Annotated in this window: 20 protein-coding genes; 8 read left to right on the top strand and 12 right to left on the bottom strand. The window is 65.4% G+C overall.

Going from position 1 to position 18,616, the window contains the following annotated elements; translation table 11 throughout:
• The first annotated feature begins 42 nt into the window (after positions 1–42).
• The 3 genes from R2834_02220 (at position 43) to R2834_02230 (ending at position 2,892) form a co-directional block, all read left to right on the top strand.
• Complete coding sequence (locus R2834_02220; GenBank protein MEZ4699120.1) at positions 43–720, top strand: NusG domain II-containing protein; 678 nt, start codon at positions 43–45, stop codon at positions 718–720.
• Positions 720–1,736 carry an FAD:protein FMN transferase gene (locus R2834_02225; protein ID MEZ4699121.1) on the top strand — a complete coding sequence of 339 codons (1,017 nt, stop codon included), beginning with the start codon at positions 720–722 and terminating at the stop codon, positions 1,734–1,736. The genes R2834_02220 and R2834_02225 overlap by 1 nt, the downstream gene beginning before the upstream one ends.
• Before the next feature lie 154 nt (positions 1,737–1,890).
• The gene (locus tag R2834_02230) at positions 1,891–2,892 is read left to right on the top strand and encodes a hypothetical protein (GenBank protein MEZ4699122.1); all 1,002 of its coding nucleotides are present in this window, start codon (positions 1,891–1,893) and stop codon (positions 2,890–2,892) included.
• A 35-nt stretch (positions 2,893–2,927) separates the two neighbouring features.
• On the opposite strand, the gene R2834_02235 is transcribed toward R2834_02230, so the two are convergent.
• Positions 2,928–3,755: a mechanosensitive ion channel family protein gene (locus tag R2834_02235; GenBank protein MEZ4699123.1), complete on the bottom strand. Its 828-nt coding sequence runs from the start codon at positions 3,753–3,755 to the stop codon at positions 2,928–2,930.
• The gene (locus R2834_02240) at positions 3,743–4,597 is read right to left on the bottom strand and encodes a hypothetical protein (protein ID MEZ4699124.1); all 855 of its coding nucleotides are present in this window, start codon (positions 4,595–4,597) and stop codon (positions 3,743–3,745) included. Before R2834_02240 ends, R2834_02235 begins: the two co-directional genes overlap by 13 nt.
• Positions 4,598–4,813: 216 nt before the next feature.
• Between R2834_02240 and R2834_02245 the strand changes: the two genes are divergently transcribed.
• Together R2834_02245 and R2834_02250 are read left to right on the top strand one after the other, a co-directional pair.
• The gene (locus R2834_02245) at positions 4,814–6,850 is read left to right on the top strand and encodes a PAS domain S-box protein (GenBank protein ID MEZ4699125.1); all 2,037 of its coding nucleotides are present in this window, start codon (positions 4,814–4,816) and stop codon (positions 6,848–6,850) included.
• A 69-nt stretch (positions 6,851–6,919) separates the two neighbouring features.
• Positions 6,920–8,131: a response regulator gene (locus R2834_02250; protein MEZ4699126.1), complete on the top strand. Its 1,212-nt coding sequence runs from the start codon at positions 6,920–6,922 to the stop codon at positions 8,129–8,131.
• Positions 8,132–8,157: 26 nt separating this feature from the next.
• On the opposite strand, the gene R2834_02255 is transcribed toward R2834_02250, so the two are convergent.
• From R2834_02255 to R2834_02265, 3 genes are all read right to left on the bottom strand, one after another.
• Entirely contained in the window at positions 8,158–8,634 is a 477-nt protein-coding gene (locus R2834_02255; GenBank protein MEZ4699127.1) for a hypothetical protein, read from the bottom strand.
• A gap of 294 nt (positions 8,635–8,928) precedes the next feature.
• On the bottom strand, positions 8,929–9,255 hold the full coding sequence (locus tag R2834_02260) for a hypothetical protein (protein MEZ4699128.1): 327 nt from the start codon (positions 9,253–9,255) through the stop codon (positions 8,929–8,931).
• A gap of 52 nt (positions 9,256–9,307) precedes the next feature.
• Positions 9,308–10,105 (bottom strand): hypothetical protein, encoded by a 798-nt coding sequence (locus R2834_02265; protein MEZ4699129.1) that lies wholly within the window; start codon positions 10,103–10,105, stop codon positions 9,308–9,310.
• A 370-nt stretch (positions 10,106–10,475) separates the two neighbouring features.
• Between R2834_02265 and R2834_02270 the strand changes: the two genes are divergently transcribed.
• Entirely contained in the window at positions 10,476–10,946 is a 471-nt protein-coding gene (locus R2834_02270; protein MEZ4699130.1) for a YbaK/EbsC family protein, read from the top strand.
• Positions 10,947–11,143: 197 nt separating this feature from the next.
• On the opposite strand, the gene R2834_02275 is transcribed toward R2834_02270, so the two are convergent.
• From R2834_02275 to R2834_02285, 3 genes are all read right to left on the bottom strand, one after another.
• Positions 11,144–11,557 (bottom strand): T9SS type A sorting domain-containing protein, encoded by a 414-nt coding sequence (locus R2834_02275; protein MEZ4699131.1) that lies wholly within the window; start codon positions 11,555–11,557, stop codon positions 11,144–11,146.
• A gap of 381 nt (positions 11,558–11,938) precedes the next feature.
• Positions 11,939–12,130, bottom strand: coding sequence for a general stress protein CsbD (locus R2834_02280; GenBank protein ID MEZ4699132.1), 192 nt, complete (start codon positions 12,128–12,130; stop codon positions 11,939–11,941).
• 1,427 nt (positions 12,131–13,557) lie between these two features.
• A complete protein-coding gene (locus R2834_02285; protein ID MEZ4699133.1) occupies positions 13,558–14,571 on the bottom strand; it encodes a Y-family DNA polymerase in 1,014 nt (337 codons plus the stop codon).
• A gap of 222 nt (positions 14,572–14,793) precedes the next feature.
• Here R2834_02285 and R2834_02290 point away from each other — a divergent pair, with 222 nt between their 5' ends.
• Positions 14,794–15,147 carry a S24 family peptidase gene (locus tag R2834_02290; protein ID MEZ4699134.1) on the top strand — a complete coding sequence of 118 codons (354 nt, stop codon included), beginning with the start codon at positions 14,794–14,796 and terminating at the stop codon, positions 15,145–15,147.
• A 73-nt stretch (positions 15,148–15,220) separates the two neighbouring features.
• Entirely contained in the window at positions 15,221–15,514 is a 294-nt protein-coding gene (locus R2834_02295; GenBank protein ID MEZ4699135.1) for a hypothetical protein, read from the top strand.
• Between the two features lie 6 nt (positions 15,515–15,520).
• On the opposite strand, the gene R2834_02300 is transcribed toward R2834_02295, so the two are convergent.
• From R2834_02300 to R2834_02315, 4 genes are all read right to left on the bottom strand, one after another.
• Positions 15,521–16,486, bottom strand: a complete 966-nt coding sequence (locus tag R2834_02300; GenBank protein MEZ4699136.1) for a TIM barrel protein — start codon at positions 16,484–16,486, stop codon at positions 15,521–15,523.
• A gap of 65 nt (positions 16,487–16,551) precedes the next feature.
• Positions 16,552–16,785, bottom strand: a complete 234-nt coding sequence (locus tag R2834_02305) for a 4Fe-4S binding protein (GenBank protein ID MEZ4699137.1) — start codon at positions 16,783–16,785, stop codon at positions 16,552–16,554.
• A 2-nt stretch (positions 16,786–16,787) separates the two neighbouring features.
• The gene (locus R2834_02310) at positions 16,788–17,942 is read right to left on the bottom strand and encodes an NAD(P)/FAD-dependent oxidoreductase (GenBank protein ID MEZ4699138.1); all 1,155 of its coding nucleotides are present in this window, start codon (positions 17,940–17,942) and stop codon (positions 16,788–16,790) included.
• 63 nt (positions 17,943–18,005) lie between these two features.
• Positions 18,006–18,419, bottom strand: coding sequence for an arsenate reductase ArsC (locus tag R2834_02315; GenBank protein ID MEZ4699139.1), 414 nt, complete (start codon positions 18,417–18,419; stop codon positions 18,006–18,008).
• Positions 18,420–18,616: the final 197 nt, after the last annotated feature.

An 18,616-nucleotide genomic window follows, 5' to 3' on the forward strand; every position in this document is an offset into this window, starting at 1 on the left:
ACGGAGTCCGTGTCCTATCTTCCCTCTTTCAAGAAGCCTGTCATGCCTACCATCGATCGCAGAACGTTTCTCCGCCTCGGCGCCCTCGCCGTGCCGGCCGCGCTGGCGCACGGCGCCTACGGCCGCACCCTCGCGCATCCCGCCGCCTCGCAGGCCGGATTCAGCCTGTCCATCCTCACCGACCGCCCCGATGAAGCCATCCGCCGCGCCGAAGCGGCGCTGAAGACATCGTTCCGCGGCGGGGCCATCGCCTTCCGCGAACAGCGCATCCAGGGCGCGCATGTCGGCGATATCGTGCTCGCCCGGCCGGGGCTCGTCGATTACCGCGCCGGCGACGACGCGCTCGCCGAAGCGCTCCGGGAAACGGCGCAGGCGTTGCGCCTGCCGATGCCCGTGAACGACCCGGTGCTGCTGCGTTTCCAGCACGCCACCGGCGGCGCCGCCACGGAGGCCATCGTCCAGATCGAGGACCGCGTGGCGATGCGGCTGGACCTGACGCGGGACCTGCCGGCGACGCGGATCGAGGGGCCGTACGGCTCGGTGACCGTGGCGGTCGACCAGGGCGCGGCCCGCATCGTCGACGCGAGCTGCCGGCACAAGACCTGCACCCGGCTGGGCGGGATCGACCGGGCCGGCGAGTCGCTGGTCTGCATCCCCGCCCGCATCAGCGTGCAGATCGACGGGCCACGCGCCAACGGCATCGACAGCCTTACGTTCTGATGAAACGCATCGCGTGTATCGCACTGGCGCTCCTTGCGCTCGCCTGCTCGCCGGCCCGGACTCTCGCCCAGGCCGGCGAGACGCTTTTCGAGGTGAACGTCGGCAAGTACCTGATGGGCACGCGGGTCGACGCCACGGTGCGCACGCCCAGCGTCGAGGCCAGCAAGCGGGCGCTCGTCGCCGCCTTCCAGGAGATGGAGCGCGTCGAGAACCTCCTGAGTTACCACAAACCCGACAGCGAAATTTCGCGCATAAACCGCGAGGCCGGCCGCCATCCGGTGCACGTGTCGATGGAGACCTTCCAGATCCTGCAGCGGTCGGTCGCCTACGCCCGCCGGTTCGACGGGCTGTTCGACGTTTCGATCGGGCCGCTCAGCGTCCGCTGGGGCTTTAGCGGCGACGCGCCCATCGTCGTGCCCGATCGGGCTGCCATCGATTCGCTGCGGGCGCTCGTCGACTACCGGCGCATCGTGCTGAACGCGGCGGATACGACCGTCGCCTTCCGAACACCCGGCATGCGGATCGACCTCGGGGGCATCGCCAAGGGGTATGCGATCGACCGCGGCGTCGCGGTGCTACGGGAGCAGGGGATGACGCATTTCCTCCTCAACGCCGGCGGCGACATCTTCGCGGCCGGCGAAAAAGCCGACGGCCAGCCCTGGCGCGTCGGCGTCAAACACCCCCGCAACACCCAGGAAGTCGTCGCCGCGTTCGACGCCGTCGACATCGCCGTCGCCACCAGCGGGGACTACGAGCGGTATATCGACCTCGACGGCGTCCGCTACCACCACATCCTCGACCCGCGCACCGGCTACCCGGGAACGCTCAGCCGGAGCGCCACCATCGTCGCCCCCACGGCCGAGGAGGCCGATGCCATGGCCACCTACCTGTTCCTCATCGGCCCGGCCGGCGCCGCGGCCGGCCGCATCGACGCCCCCTTCCTCGTCATCGGCGCCGACGGCAGCCTGCACGCCGGCGACCGGCTCCGCGCGTACCAGCTCGAAACCTGGGAGTAAGCCCCGCCTTTTTTAGCGGCGCACCGCTGTTTCAGGATACGCGTCGCCTCGCCCCTACGGGTAATGTAGGGGACACCCATCTCGCAACCACATCGCGACGGACTTCAGGCGCCGACATCGCCAGACCCCTCCGGCGCTCTTACGGCTAACGACCATGAATCGACGTTTCCTCATCACCGCAAAACCGCTGCTGGCCGCTCTCGTGCTGGGGGTCGCCCTGTCCGCCTGCGACAGTACGACGGATTCCGGCGCCCTCGACGACCCGCAGCTCGCGCAACTGAGTCAGTCCCTTTCCAGCGAGCTGGGTCTCAGCGCCGCCCAGGATGCCGCGCTGACGCAGGCCTACGCCCAATTCGATCATGCCGATCGGTCACCCGGCTTCCTCTGGGAACTGGCGGCCGAATACCAGGCCACGCTCACCGACGAGCAGAAGGCCGAACTCCTCGCGCGCACGACCGATCTGGAAGACGGCTTCTCGTTCCGCGGCCTGTTCGGCTTCCCGGGCGCCGGCGGCTTCTACGGGGCCGGCGGCTTCTTCGGCGGCTCCGACCATCACGGCTTCTCCGCCGCCGACTCGGTCCTGAACCTGACGGACGAACAGATCGCCGCGTTCGAGGAGATCCACACCCGCTACCGCGCCTCCATGAGCGCGCTCGTCGATGCCTACCACGCCGGCACGCTGACGGAAGACGACTTCCTCGCCCAGATGCTGGCCCTGCGAACCGCCAAGCAGGATGAAATCGACGCGGTGCTCACCGGGGATCAGAAGGCGGCGCTCGAGACCTTCCGCGCCGACCGCGAAGCCGAATTCGAGGCCTTCCGCGCCGAGGTCAATGCCGTCCGCAACGACGTGCTCGGCCTCACCGACGCGCAGATCGCCGCGATGGACGGGCTCTACGCGGATCAGCTCGCCGCCCGCGAATCGCTGTACGACCAGCTCGCCGCCGGCGATCTGACGGTCGCCGACTTCCAGGCCGCGATCGACGAACTCGAAACCACGCGGCTGGCCGAACTCGAGGCGCTCCTCGATGCCACCTCGTTCGAAATCGTGCAGATCCACGACGCCCTCACGGTCCGCGGCAGCGGCATGGGCCATCGCGGCGGCATGCACGGCGGCCGCCATCACTTCGGCGGCGGCGCCTGGGGCAAGCGTTAGGTGGAATGGGGGGAGGAGGAGGCTCCTTCCCCCCTTTACCGCGTAAACATGCCCTCTTCCATGACCAGCTTGCGATGCGGCACCGGAATCTCGATCCCGTGTTCGTCGAAGGCTTCCTTGATCTGCATGTGCATCTGGTTTTTCACGTCCAGGAAATGCTCCTGCATGGCCCACACGGAGAACTGGAAGTGGACGGAGGAGTCGGCGAACATGTTGTAGATGAATAGCGGCTTCGGCTCCTGCAGACACAGCGGATTCGCGGTAGCCACATCGCGGAGCACGTCCATCACCTGGTTGAGATTTTCCTTGTACGCCACATGGACCTGGATGTCGATGCGGCGGATGGGGAACCGGCTCAGGTTGGTAATTTCCGACTTGATCAGGTTCTCGTTGGCGATGCGCACGAAGAGGTTGTCGAAGGTGCGGAGCTTCACGGAGAGCAGGTCGATGGAGAGCACCTCCCCCGTGGTCGTCCCGACGCGGATGATGTCGCCGATCTCGAAAGGCTTCTCGCCGATCAGGAACAGGCCGCTGATCACGTTCGACGCCGAGGTCTGCGAGGCGAAGCCGAGCGCCACGGTCAGGACGCCGGCCGCCCCGAGGAGGATGCTCAGCTCGAAGCCGGTGGAGACGAGCGACCACGACGCGAAGATGCCCAGGATGGTGTAGAAGCTCACGCGACGCAGCAGCATCACATGATGCGGCGTGGACCGTTTGCCGACGGATTGGATGACCAGCGCCGTGATCGCCTTCGCCAGCAGGTAGCCGATGAAGAGGATGACCAGCGCCCGGTAGACGTGGACGGCGTTGTCGCTCGCAAAATACTGGCCGAAGCTCTGCCAGAGATCGTTCAGGATGTCCATATCGATTTATCCTTAAACAGCCCCCCGAAGGCGCGGAAGATCAGGTTGGACTCGATCGCCTCGCGCGGACGCTCGATCGGCCGCGTCTCGCCGGCCTCCGCCGGCGTGCCCGCCCCGATCTTCATCGCCGCAAAATCGCCGCTCCGGACGCGTTCCACGGTCACGGTCTGCGTCCACAGGTGTCCGTTCGCCGACTCAAAGATCGAGAGGTACTGCACGAGCACCTGGAAACGGTTGAGCAGCAGCGCATCCTCCGCCCGGTTCTTCACGCGCACGGGGGTGATGACGCGGTAGGGCCGCGCCGTGAGGTCCTGCAGACGCATCCGGGCTGCCGTGCGGCCGGCATAACACAACTCGCCCTCGATCGTCGAGGCGCCGAACCAGGTGTCGGACGGGCGGTACAGCGGGAACTCCTGCAGGACGCGGCGGGGAGTGCCGGCCTCGAACTGCACCCACAGCGGCGTGCTGATGTACAGCGTCACTTCCTCGCGCGGGAGAATGTGGAGCGGCGTTTCCGGCTGGACGACCATGGCCCGATCGGCCAGACGCGGCCGGACATGAATTTCCGTACCGGGCACCTTGAAGCCAAAGCGGTTCAAGGACGCGGCGTCCCCTTTTTCGTCGAGGAAGGCGGTAAATTCGTCCAGCGTGCGTCCATGCCCGACCTCCGCCCCGTCCTGATACGGATCGTTCACCTGATACCGGGCGATCCGCCACTCGTTGGCCAGCCGCGCCACCCAGATGGTGCACGGCCCCACCTTCCACACGCTCGCGCCGCCCTCGTCGAGGGTGAACGCTCCCCACCAGGGATCCCAGTTCCGCTTGTCCGTCGAAGTAATCATAACACCCTGATGCACCAACCGCGCCGCCGCCGCGGCTTTCCCGTTTTGCCGGCTTCATGTTAGCTCGCACCCGTCCATTACGTTCCGCGAAACGAGCGATCCGCTTAACTCGAACCACCCGGGCGCCGAAACTAGCGCTATTCGGAGGCCGGCGCCCGACCCGCAAACCGGGCCGCGCGACCGGCCGCCTTCGATGGGGTTTCAGAACAGAGCGCGATGAAACAGGACTCACATTATTACGAAGCCTGGGGCGAGGCCCTCGAGTCCTCCGAAGAAGCGCTGCGTCTGAGCGAAGCCTCCCTCGAGGCCGTGATCGAAAGCAGCGGCGAAGGCATCGTCACCCTGTTTCAGAACGGTCGGATCGGCATCGTCAATTCCGCAGCGTTAAAGATGTTCGGGTACGAACCGGGCGAAATCGACGGGCTGCCGGCCAGCGAAATCATCCCCAACGCCACGCTCGACTGGCTGCAGTCGGCCAAACGCGGGCTCAACCAGTACATGCGGGCCTCGGCCCACATGGATTGCCGGGGCCGGCGGAAAGACGGGAGCTTCTTCCTCGTGGACCTCTCGATCGCCAGCATCGAGACCGCCACCCAGGTGCGCTTTTTCCTGACGGTCCGCGATCTCACCGAACGCATGCTGGTGGAAGAGGCGGCGCGGCGTAGCGAACAGAAATTCCGATCCCTCGTCGCCGCGACGTCATCCATCGTCTGGAACGCGAGCCCCGGCGGGTACTTTTCCATGCCGCAGCCTTCGTGGGAGCACTATACCGGGCAGACCTGGGAGGCGCACGCCATCTTCGGCTGGCTGGAAGCCATCCATCCCGACGACCGCGAGTCCATCCGCCACCTCTGGTACGAGACGGTGAAGGAACGAGGGATCTTCGAAACGAGCTGCCGGCTCTGGAATGCCTCCCAGCAACAGTACCGGCACATCGATCTCCGCGCCGTGCCCGTCCTGAACGTCGATGCCAGCGTCGACGAGTGGATCGGCACCGTGACCGACATCCAGGACCGCATCGAGGCGGAGCAGACCAAGGCCGAGCAGGAAAGCATGGCGCGGTTCAACCGCTTGATCGACAACGTCCCGGGGATGCTCTATCAGCTCGAACTCGAAAACAACGAGGTGATCGCGTTTCCGTACGTCAGCCCCGGCGCCGGCGAGATCCTCGGCATCGACCCCGGCCTGGTGCAGGAGTCGCCTTCGCTGCTCATCGACCTCATCCACCCCGACGACCGCGACGCGTTTCTCGAGGCCTTCGCGGCGGCGCAGCCGAGCCTGTCGCCGGCCATCTGGGAGGGCCGTATCCAGATCGAGGGGGAAATGCGCTGGGTGCAGAGCGCCTCGCGGCCTGAATCGCCCGCCGGCCGGTCGGTCCTGTGGAACGGGGTGCTGATGGACGTGACGGAGCGCAAGATGCTCGAGGCGCAGCTCGGCCAGGCCCAGAAGCTCGAATCGATCGGTCAGCTCGCCGCCGGCATCGCCCATGAAATCAATACCCCGATCCAGTATATCGGGGACAACATCCGGTTTTTGCAGGACGCCGTGGGCAGCATCTATCCGCTCGCCGAGCGGCTGGACACGTTGCTCGAGCAGGCCGGCGAAGGCTCGCTGAGCCCGGACACCATCGCGGCCGAGCGGGCGGCCCTCGAGGCGGCCGACCTCGACTACCTGCTCGAGGAGACCCCCAAGGCCATCAGCCAGTCCCTCGAAGGCATCAACCACGTGGCCAACATCGTGGCGGCCATGAAGGAATTTTCGCACCCCGGCAGCGAGGACAAGAAGTACATCGATCTCAACCACGCCATCGAGACGACGTTGACCATCGCGCGCAACGAATGGAAATACGTGGCCGAACTCGAGACGGACCTGTCGCCGGACCTGCCCCTCGTGCCCTGTCTCCCGGGGGAGCTGAACCAGGTCGTGCTCAACCTCATCGTCAACGCCGCGCACGCCATCGAGGATGTCGTGGGGCCCGACGGCCTGACCAAGGGACGTATCGCGATATCGACCCGGCGCATCGGCGAATCGGTCGAAATCAGGGTCCAGGATACGGGGGCCGGCATTCCTGCCGATATCCAACAGCGGGTATTCGACCCATTTTTTACGACCAAACCCGTCGGCAAGGGCACCGGCCAGGGGCTGGCCATCGCCTACGCCGTGATCGTCGACAAACACGGCGGCTCGCTCGATTTCGTCACGGAAGAACGGGTCGGCACGACCTTCATCATCACCCTCCCGCTTTCCCATTGACCGTGCGTCCTCCCCGGCACCCGGTATGCCGCGCGTCGCCTGCACAGACCCAGATAACCGCACCGTATCATGAGACGCATTCTTTTTGTAGATGACGAATCCCGCATTCTGGACGGCATCCGGCGGATGCTCCGTCCCTACCGGAACGAATGGGACATGCAGTTTGCGAGTTCGGGCGAGGAAGCCCTCTCCATGCTGGCCTCGGCGCCGTTCGACGTCATCGTCAGCGACATGCGCATGCCCGGCATGGACGGCTCGGAATTGCTGTCGAGGGTGCAGAAGGACTACCCGGATATCGTGCGGATCGTGCTCTCGGGCCATGCGGAGCTGAGCGCCATGCTGCGCGCCCTGTCCGTGGCGCATCATTTCCTCAGCAAGCCCTGCGAAGCCGGCGCGCTCCGCAGCGTGTTCACGCGGGCGTGCGACTTGAAGGATCTCCTCGTCGACGACACGCTGCGCCGGTTGATCGGCGGCCTGTCGAGCCTGCCGGCGATCCCGCGGGTGTATTCGGCGCTCCTCGGCGCCCTCAACGACCCTACCATCTCTATCCCGGGCATCGCCCGCATCGTCGAACAGGACGCCAGCATCAGCTCCACGCTGCTGCACATCGCCAATTCAGGGTTTTTTGGCACCCGGAAGGAAGTCACCAGCATCGAACACGCGATCAACCAGCTCGGGCTGCGGCTGGTCAAAAACCTCGTGCTCTCCATCGAACTCTTTAATCCGGAGGCGCGGAAGACCCACCCGCCGGAACAGTGGCTCGAGTCGATGCAGCGGCACGCCCTGCTCGTCGCCGGCGTCGCGACGCGCATCCTTCCCCGACGAAGCACCTTCGACGAACTGTTCGTGGCCGGCCTGCTGCACGATATCGGCAAGCGCGTGCTGGCGTCGGAAGACCCGGATCGGTACCAGCGCCTCGTCGCGTTGATGAAGGAAAGCCGGCTGCCCATGCATGTGGTGGAGCGCCGCGAGTACGGCGTGAGCCATGCCGAGATCGGGGCCTACATGCTCAACCTCTGGGGCTTGCCGCACAGCATCGTCGAAGCCGTCGCGCACCATCACGAGCCCTGGAGGATGTCGGAAGATCAGTTCGACCTGCCCCAGGCCATCTACGTCGCCAATATCCTGGTGCACGAACAATCCTCGGATCCCTTGCTCGGCAGCGAACACTACGCGGATTTCGACTACGCCTATCTGGATCGCCTGGGGGTGACGCCCCAGCTGGACGACTGGCGCCGCATCGCGCAGCAGCGCATCGAGCAAAACCTGTCCATCCTCTGAGCCGGGCCGAACCGAGGCGCGCCGGCTCAGATATCGATAAACTCCCCGTAATTCTGGCGGAGCAGCAGAAACGTCCCGCCGATCAGAAGGAGGGCGTAGATGGGCGCGCCCAGCGTGAAGAGCGATCCGAACATGATCCAGGCAAACACGAGGGCCAGGATCACCAGGCACACCGCCATGGCGATTTGCGCGGAGCGCTCCCCGTCCTCACGGTCCCGCGTCGCATCGCCGACGACGCCGACGATCAGGTTGTGCGTGGACATCAGAAACATGAAGGAGATCCAGACGAACAGGGCGGCGCCCACGACCAGCAGTCCGATCTGCCAGGCCGTGTGGAACGAATGCAACACACCCACCGACAGGGGAATGCCCAGAACGATCGCGCGCACATGATCGCTGCTCGCCACCCCGAGAAGGCTGGGCATGAACGAAAAAACGATCATATAGGCCAGGATGCCCAGACAACCGGCCAGCCAGTGCAAGACGTAGGTGAGATAATACAAGCGATTGCGATCGGAATAACACGCGGGAGAATAGCGACCGGGGCCAGGTATGGAGTAGCCAGGATGGGATCCGCTAGAGATCGATCTGCCACATAGCCCCCGTAACGTAAAAACGTTTTACCCCGCATACTCCGCTCGCGCTAAAAAAATCCCGGCACGCCCCGACACACCGTGGAGGGCTGACGCGCATTCGACCCTGCGAAGGGCTGTGAAGCGCGCGATGCGCGTTCCGGCTCGGGTGCGGCCCGATTTTGATGCGGCATCCGGTCTCCGCCGCCCGGGGCGTCCGCTCCGTCAGATCAGCCAGCCGGCTTCCAGCGAATGCAGGTCGATCACGTCCCACTCGCCCGGATGGGTCCCTTCAAACGATGCGAGGCATTCCGGATGCACGTGATAGGTCGCTTCCTCAGGCAAGGCACAATGCGATCGCAGGAGCACAGCCGTTTCTTCTTCGATCGGACGCTCGCAGGCGTCGCAGGTCAATAGAGGCGGTTTGTTGGCGCAAAATCGGTAGTGGATCATCGCGTTGTCCTCTGGCTCGAATACCGCCGGCCCCTGATGCAGCGCCGGCATCGATAGAGTATAGACGATCTTCGCGATGCGCCGCGTACGTTCGTTCACCGCCTACCGTGTAGGGCATTCACGGCGCCCGGGTGAGGCCGTGCGCGCGGCCTCAGAACGAACCGCTCAGGATTTCGGTGCCGTCCGGCGAAAAAACCTGGATGGTGTCGCCGGCGCGCAGGCGGGGCACGGCATCGCCATCCCGCGAATCCAGGTTCAGATCGCCCCGGCCGCCGGCGACGCGGATGGCCTCATCCAGGACCACGGCCCCCGCCCGCTTCACGATCACCTTGCCGATGCCGTTAAAGGCCACCTGTGCGATCTCGGTGCTGAACGTGATGCGATCGCTCCGCAACTCGTATCGGGCGTCGCCATAGGCCGCCCCGCCGTCCGGCGTGGCCGCCAGAGGGGCTCTGAGCTCGGCCGGCCAGGAACCCGGATCCTCATTCCCGTCGCCCGTACCCGTCCCGCCATCACCGGCTCCCGTGCCGCCATCGCCGGCCCCAGTGCCTCCATCACCGGCTCCCGTGCCACCATCACCGGCCCCCGTGCCGCCATCGCCGGCTCCCGTGCCGCCATCACCGGCTCCGGTGCCTCCATCGCCGGCCCCAGTGCCTCCATCGCCGGCTCCCGTGCCGCCATCGCCCGTCCCGGTATCCCCCGTGCCCCCGGTACCCGTATCCCCCGTACCCGTATCCCCGGTCCCGGTATCTCCCGTACCCGTATCCCCGGTCCCGGTATCCCCCGTACCCGTATCCCCGGTCCCGGTCTCCCCCGTACCGACCTGCTCCTGGGTGAATTCGGAGTCGTTCGGATCCGGCGCCAGAATCGAGGTATGACAGCCGGTGAGCGCGTACAGGCTGAGTGCGAAGAGGAACGGGATGGGTTTCGGGATGCGTGACATCGGCATGGGTAGCGCGGATCGTGACAGGAACGCCGTCCAGAGGCCAAGCTCCGTGCCATCCGGACGGGCAGCCGGCGGCCCCATCGCGGCACGCCGTCCGGGCATATCCCATAAGCATTTGCACGACAATGACTTACAAGAATTTAGATGGATTTATATAGTGCATCTTCCCATCCCTCGGAAACCATTCGGGCCCACGCGACTGTCCAAGAGCTGTACACCTGCCACGAATCGATCACGACGGATGCGGCCCTACAGCGAGGGCCGCGCGTGTGCCGGCAGCGACGGGCATTATGAGATGGTATACTGCACGTGACCCTGCGGCAAGCCGGCAGGTGTTTTCTTCCGCTGTGCAACCAACCCTGCGAGGTGTGTCATGCCTGCGAAAAACGTCAAGGCCTTTCTGGACGAACGTGGTATCAAGTACGTCACCATCCTCCACTCGCCGGCCTATACGGCCCAGGAAATCGCCGCGTCGGCGCACATCCCGGGCAAACAACTGGCAAAAACGGTCATCATTACGATGAATGGCGACCTGGCGATGGCCGTGCTGCCAGCATCGTCCAAAATCGATTTCATGTTGCTGGGCGGCGCCGTGGGGACGGAGGACGTAGCCCTGGCCGAGGAGCACGATTTCGAGGAGCTGTTTCCGGGATGCGAAGCCGGGGCGATGCCGCCTTTCGGCAATTTCTATGGCATCCCTGTGTTCGTGGCCGCCGAGCTGACGGAGGACGAACGCATCGCCTTCAATGCCGGCACCTTTACCGAGCTGATCCAGATGTCGTACTCCGACTTCGCGCGACTCGTCGACCCCATCGTGCTCCATTTTGCGTACGAGATGGCGTAGCACCGGCGTGGATCCCATGGACAAAAAAAGCCGGCCCGCGCGATGCGAGCCGGCTTTTCCTTTTATCGGGCGTCCTGTCTCGATGCAGAATGCAGAGATGCAGGATCACCTATCCATGGCGCCGTTTTTCGGTTAAAATCCCGCATCCTGCATCCTGCATCCCGTATTCAGTGACCGCCTCGCTAACGTACGCAACGTCACTTGAGCAAAAGGATCGTGTAGGTCTCGATGGCCGTCGGCGTCTCGACCCGGTACACATACGTGCCGCCGGGCAGCCCGCCGCCGTCGAACGTTACTTCGTGCGTACCGTCCGCCATCAGGCCGTCCACGAGTACCTGGATTTGGCGCCCCGGCATGTCGTATACCGCGACCCGCACCCATCCGGTCTGCGGCACGGCGTAGCGGACCGTTGTCACCGGAATGAACGGGTTGGGATGGGCGCCGGCCGGCGATTCGGGCAGCGGTAACCCCGAATCGTCGAGAAGCGACCCCACCCCTGCGGGGATCCGGCCGGGGGCATCCATCGCGAGGCGATCCGGGGTAGCGTCGATCTGTGCCGGGATCCGTTGAACAGCGCCCACCTGTGCGTAGGCCGGCACCAACCAGAGCACACACGTCAGAAGTCCGCCAAGCGCCATCCTGAGTCGTCCCGCGCCCGCCGGCCTCCTTCTTCCCGAACTGGTTTTTACTGCGTCCATCGATCGTCCCTCCCGGCTGGCAAGCCGGCAATACAAAGAGTACCGACGCCCTGAAGCGAGCGCCATGCCTGGGCGGCAATCTACGGCAAGAGGGGTCGCACGCGTGTGAGGAACTCCTCGCTGCTGGGAGAGGAATGCGCGCTGCGGCACAAAAAGACCCGGCCCGCGCATAGCGGACCGGGTCGGAAGACCGTATAGGGCCGCCTGGGTGCTCCACGCCCGGCTGCTGCCGGGAAAAGGCGCCATGCCCCAGGTGGACACAGCGCGCGGCGGGGAGCAGGGCCCGGCAGAACGTCAGATAATGGCGTTCATCCGGCCGCGAATCGAGGCGGGCGGCTCGCCGGTCACATCGTGGATGATGTCGACCAGTTTGTTCAGATCGCGACGGCCCTTGTCGAGTTCGGTATCCGTGAGCGCATCGCCAAAGATCGCGCGAATTTGTGTTTTAATACGGTTCCAGCTTTCATCCATCCGCGGCGTAGCCATGCGTCACCTCGTCTAACGTTGAACATGCTCCAGAAGCCGGCGAACGACCGGCGGGACCGCATCGACTCATTCAGATTTGCATAAATCAATGCAAATATTGTACATACAACCGCCCTCCGTGTTCCAAAACAGTCTTTTTGATGCCGATCCTCCTGAACAGCATCGCCCTTGAGCCCAACCGCTGGACAGCCGACAAGACGCCTTTTTACGCGCTGGAGGACCTCCTGGGCCCTGCGCGGGGGCCGGTTTCCACCATCTCGAGGTGTGGCAATACCACCTGACCGCCCTGCGGACCGATGCCTTCGAACGCCTGGTCGAGGCGGCGGAGGCGCTCCATCGCCTGCCCGATCGTGGGCCTCTATCCCCAGTTTCACCTCGCGGGGACGCCTGGCTCAAGGAACAGCGCCGGCTCCAGCGGACCGTCGGCTACGCCGCCCGGCTCGGCGCCCGGCGGGTGAAGCTCTTCGCCGGCATGCGCGCCTCCGGCGACCGGACGCGGACGCCCGCCGGCGCTCATCGCCGCCGCCCGCGAACTTGTCGAGTGGGCGCACTGGCACGGGATGGACGTCACCGCCGAGACCCACGCCAACACGCTATGCGACAGCGTGCCGGCGGCAGCGCGCTTCCTCGAGGAAGTCGGCTCCCCCACCTCGGCCTCTGCTTCCAGCCGTACGACTTCACCGACACGCCGCGGGCCGTGGCCGACTTCGAGGCGCTGCATGAGCATGTCCGGCACATCCACTTCCAGGGCCGCAAGAACGACGCGATGGCCTTCCTCGAAGAAGCCGACATCGACTACCCGCGCTCTTCCGGGCCTTCGGCGAGCGCGGTTTCCAGGCGACCTCAGCATCGAGTTCGTGAAGGACTGCGTGGTGGATCGCCCGGAGCAGCTCGATCTGGATCTGGTGTTGGCAATGCGCAGCGGGATCGGCGGTTTGTGGAGGAGCTGGCGCAGGGGCCGGCGTCGGGTTTTAGCGTCACGCGACCCGGGCCCCCGACCCTGGATGCTGCGTCAAAAAGGGGACTTCGTACGTGCACATGGAGCCGAAAGCGTTCTCCCGGAGCGTCCCCCTCGCGAAAGCGGGGATTCTTCCTCGCGAAAGCGGGGATCATTCCTCGCCCTCCATCTGCGGCCATCCGACGCTGCGCCGGCCTACGAACTCCGTCCCCCGATTGGCCTTTTGCGATTTGCGATGCCCCGATCCTACGCCACCCGCAGCAAATCCCCCACTGCGTCGTGTAGCACGGCGGTTTTTCGGTGCACCGCGATAGCCACTCCTTTTCGGTGCCGGTGGAGCCGAGGAAGACGGCATCGCGGCCGTACCGCTCGTTGATCGAGTCCATCGCACGCATCGGGGCGGACTCGCTCTGCCGGCGGTCGCCCTCGAAGGCGTCCAGCTGGACGAAGCGGTTATTGGATAGCCCGGTCAGCACCACGCCGGCGCGGCGGTAGGCGTACCCCGGCCGCCAGATCGGTCGAACGCCTTCGAGGCATACCGAATCAGCAGCGGGGTGTAGGCGGTGGGCTCGGGCAGCATCACCGCGTGCGAGTTGCTGTAGTGCGGCCCCTGCCCGAAGCTCTTGGTGGTGATAAACACGTGGATCGTCGTGGCCTGCTGGCGGGCGTCGCGGAGGCGTTTGGCGGCGATGGCGGTGTAGGCGGACACTGCCTCGCGCACCCGGTCGTAGGCCTCGAGCGGGGCGCCGAAGGAGCGCGAGCAGATGGTCTGCTGCCGGTCAGGCAGCACCATCTCCAGCCCGATGCACGCCATCCCCCGCAGCTCGTGCACCACGCGCAGGCCGACGATGTTCAGCTTCTGCTTGATCAACGCGTCGCGGGCGTATTTCAGCTCGCGGGCGTTGCCGATGCCCAGGGCCGTCAACTTCGCCGCCCACCGCCCCCCGATGCCCCAGACGCTGCGGACCTCCACCTGTTCGAGGAACGGATCGGCCCCCTCGCCGGCCGGCAGCCGCAGGCAGCCCTCGAAGGCCGGGTTGCGCTTCACCAGGTTGTTGGCCGCCTTGGCGAGCGTCTTCGTGCCGGCGATGCCCACCGACACCGGGATCCGGGTGTAGCGGTACACCTCGCGCTGGATGCGGGTGGGATCGACGATCTCGGGGAGCCGCAGGAAGCTCTCGTCGATCGAGTACTTCTCCACCTCGGGCGAAAACATCCCCAGCGTGCCGTAGATCCGCTCGGAGATGTCGTTGAACAGGGTGAAATTGGACGACTTGACCACCACCCCGTGCCGGCGGATCGTCTCCTGGTGCTTGAACGCCGGCGCCCCCATCGGCAGACCCAGCGCCTTCGCCTCGTTCGACCGGGCGATCATGCACCCGTCGTTGTTGGAGAGCACCACCACCGGCCGGCCCCGCAGCCGCGGCTCGTACACCCGCACGCAGCTGACAAAAAAGTTGTTGCAATCGACGAGGGCGACCAAGGGAGTTGTGATTAGCGATTAGCGATCAAGGAGGGACCGGGGGAGGGGCATACCCCACCGCGAGTACAATCTCGGAGCGCCTGTCCGGATGTATGTGTGAAGCATGTGTAATTTTTGTGTCGGATGTATGACGGCGATTTTCGGCGCCGTACGTTGCGTGTCGCCTCAAGGTCATTTCCTGACGTTCGGATCCCCCCGGCCGATAGCTATGACACAACCCCGATGCGTTTTCAAACACAGGCGCAGGATTACACCGACGAACCGCTCAACCTGCATACACTGATTGTGAAGCGGCCGGCCGCCACCCAGTTCATCCGGGCCTCGAGCGATGCGATGGAGGGCGCCGGCATCCGCCAGGGCGCGCTGCTGGTGGTCGATCATTCCCTCGAACCCCGCAGCGGCGACATCGTGGTCGCCACCGTCCGCGGGGATTTCATGCTGCGCGGCCTCCGCTTCGTGGCCGACCGCCCCGTGCTCCGCGCTACCAGTCCGAACTACCCGGACGAGCCCCTCGGCGAGGACGACGAGATCTGGGGCGTGGTGGTGGCCGCGATCAACCGGTACCGGGTGAAATGAGGGGGTGCGGGTTATCATCCCCGGATTGCCGCCGATACTCCAAGGTGAACCCTTCAACACCCGGAGGACACCTATGAAGGTCAAGCAGTTTGCGATCCTTATCGTCGGCTTCACGCTGGCGGCCGCGATCATCCGATTCGAGCCCATCCGGGGCAATCCGTTCTACAACCCGGTCCGGGAGTCCATCGCCCAGTACCTCGGCGACGAGCAGTACCGCACGCCGGCCGTATCCCACGAATTGAACTGGGTAGCCGCGGCGATCATCCTCTTCGGCACCGTCGCGAGCGCCTACATCATCCGCCGCCCGACGCCGCCCCGCGAAGTCGCGCACCACCATCATCATCACGCGTTCGACACCGAGCCCTGACGGGCGCTATGCGACGAGATCGACGGTAGACAGGTAGCGATAGCTGTTTTCGAGCGTGGCCTTCGGGTTTTCGGCGATGTCGCGTTCGAGATAGAAATGCTGCACGCCGACCCGCCTGGCCGCCGACAGGATCCCCGGCAGGTCGAGCACGCCGTCGCCGGCATCCGACATATAGGGGAACAGGTCGATCCACTGCTGCGCGTCGCTGCCGTCGCCGGCGAACCGGACCGCCTCCTTCATGTCCTTCAGGTGCATGAGGCGGTAGTGGTTCGGGTAGGCCTCCAGATAGGCGACGGGGTCCGCCCCGCCGGCCACCGTCCAGTACACATCCATCTCAAACGCTACCAGATCAGGATCCGTCCGTTCGAGCACGACCTGGAGCGGGATCTCGCCCTCCATCTCTACCAGCCCGTAGCCGTGGTTGTGATACAGCAGCTTCACGCCCGCGTCCTTCATCTTCGCGCCGATCTCGTTGAACTCGTCGGCCATCCGCTTGTACCCGTCGAGGTTGGGCCGATCGGCCTCCGGAATGTTCGAGATGCCGGCATAGCGCTGCCCGATCGTCGTGGCCGCCTCGAGCATCGGGCCGAGGCTCTGGCGCAGCGAGGGCAGGTCGATGTGCATCGACGGCGACGTCAGCCCGTGCTCATCCAGCATCGATCGGATCTCCTGCGGCGTGTACCCGAAATAGCCGGTCTTCGGGATGCCCAGCTGCTCGCCGATGGGATTCCAGTAGGCGTGCGCCTCCGGCACGCTGTAGGTGTAAGGTCCGAAAAATTCGAGTTCCTTGTACCCGATGCCGGCCAGCATCGCGAGCGTGCCGGAGAAATCGTCGTTCAGCAGCCGGGGGATGGTGAAGAGTCCCAGCCCCACCCGGTCCAGATGGGCGACGGCGGGGGTCGGGGTTTGCTGGCAGGCGGCGAGGACAGTCGCCGAGGCGCCGGCGGCGAGGAAGGTGCGACGGGTCATCATGGCATCGGTGGGATAGTCGTCCGAACAGGGGTCGACACCAAGGTAATCACTGCCCATGAAAAGGGCTAAGGGGTGCGCGGCCCCGACTCAGAAACATTGCCGGCCGGGACGCTCTCGTGCCGGATCGCCGTGACGGGGCAGACGGCCTCGCAGCGCATGCAGGCGATGTCGCAGGGGGTATCGACGGCGATGGTGTCGAACGGCGAGACGAAGCCCGGCGGATGCGGGCATACGGCGATGCAGGCCGCGCAGCGGATGCAGCTGTTCCAATCGACCTCGAATACGACGGGTTCGGCCATGGTCATACCTTTTTGAATGCCGATTCCGGATGAAAATAGCCGGCGAGCGCGTCGTACAGCTGCGCATCCTGCACCGCCCGGTCGCGCCCCCGGAAGATCGCGCGCTTGATGGCGTAGATGCGGTTCAGGGCATCGCCCAGCTCGGCCCGCCAGCGTTCGTGATAGCCGGCGAGGCCGGCGGCGTCCAGCCGCCCGCCGCCCGCCAGATGATCGGCGAGAAACGCGCCGGCGATGACACCGCCGCGCAGGGCCGTGTGGATGCCGCCGCCGGTGATGGGGTTCACGTGCCGCGCGGCGTCGCCGACCAGGATGAGGTTGTCGGCATACGGCTGCTTGAGTGGCGCGGCGAGAGGCACCCCTCCGCCCTGGATCTCGAGGATGCGCGCGTTCCGGAACCGCTCCGCCATAAAGGACGACTGCATGAACCGCTCCAGATGGGTCCGGGCGTCGACGTCGGTGACCGAGCGGATGACCCCGAGGCCGATCTCGGCGTAACCGCCGCCCTTCGGGAAGACCCAGGCATACCCGCCGGGCGCGCAGTCGTACCCGGTCACGATTTCGAGCAGTCCGTCGGTTTCGACGCCATCTACCACATACTGCAGGCAGGAAGCCAGCTCGTTGAGGCGGATGTCGGTCCGCATCCCCGCCCATTTCCCGACCTGCGACATGATGCCGTCGGCGCCGACGACGACGCGGGCACGCACCGTACGCGGCTGGCCGAACTGGCGGAGCGCCACCTCGGCGCCGGCCTCGCCCCCGGGCGTATAGCCCAGCGCCTCCGTTTTAAGCCACACCGTCACGCCGGCGCGTTCGGCGAGCGTCATGCAGTGCCGGTCGAACCGCCGGCGGTCGACCACATACCCGAGCGGCCGGTCCCCGTAATCGGCGGGCTTCAGCTGGCGGTAATCCAGCCGCGTCTGCCGGCCGGCGGCATCGTAGACGGCGAACCCGTAGATGGGGCATACCACGATCTCGTGGTCGGGCGCGATGGCGGCATCCGACAGGGCATGCGCGCTGACGGCGCCGGAGCACTGGATGGGCGCGCCGAGCTCCTGGCGTTTGTCCACCAGCAGCACCCGCAGCCCGCCCTCGGCCGCGCGGCGAGCCGCTGTGGCCCCCGCCGGCCCCGATCCGATGACGACGACATCGTAGTCCAAACACGCAACCGTTGAAGTGGGAAAGGGGGATAGGTACGCCGTGGTCGCGGATCCGTTCGAGCCCTACCGCGCAAAGGCCGTCTCGATCCAGGCCTCGATTTCGTCCCGGATACGGCGAAACGCCGCCAGCTTGTCGGCATCGCTGCCTTCGGTCGCCGAGGGGTCCTCGAATCGGTGATGGATGTTGCGCTCCAGGGCGGGAAAATACGGGCAGGTCTCTTTCGCCGAGTCGCACACGGTGACGACGATGTGCATCGGGGTATCGCGGTAGACGTCGACGGAGTCCGACGTATGGCTCGACGCGTCGATTCCGCGTTCCGCGAGGGCCTGCGCGGCGAACGGATTCACGCGCGACGGATGGGTGCCGGCGCTGAACGCGTTGTAGCGGTCGCCGAACCGGGCGCGGAGCAGACCTTCGGCCATCTGCGAGCGCGCCGAGTTGTGGGTGCAGATGAAGAGTACGTTTTTCTTTTCCATGGACGTCGTCCGGGTGACTTCGACCGGGTGCCGGCCTGGGCAGTGTCTGAAAAATCGTTCGGGTCGACCCGGAGCATCCAAAAAACCTCCAGAACGGCGTTGGAGCCTGAATCACGTTCAGGATGCGTTGCTATCTGAACGGTTTTCCAGACAGCACCTAATTTCGGTGCGGACGGAGCGGGATACAACCTGGCGGG

It is taken from the genome of Rhodothermales bacterium (assembly GCA_041391505.1).
Taxonomy (GTDB): domain Bacteria; phylum Bacteroidota; class Rhodothermia; order Rhodothermales; family JAHQVL01; genus JAWKNW01.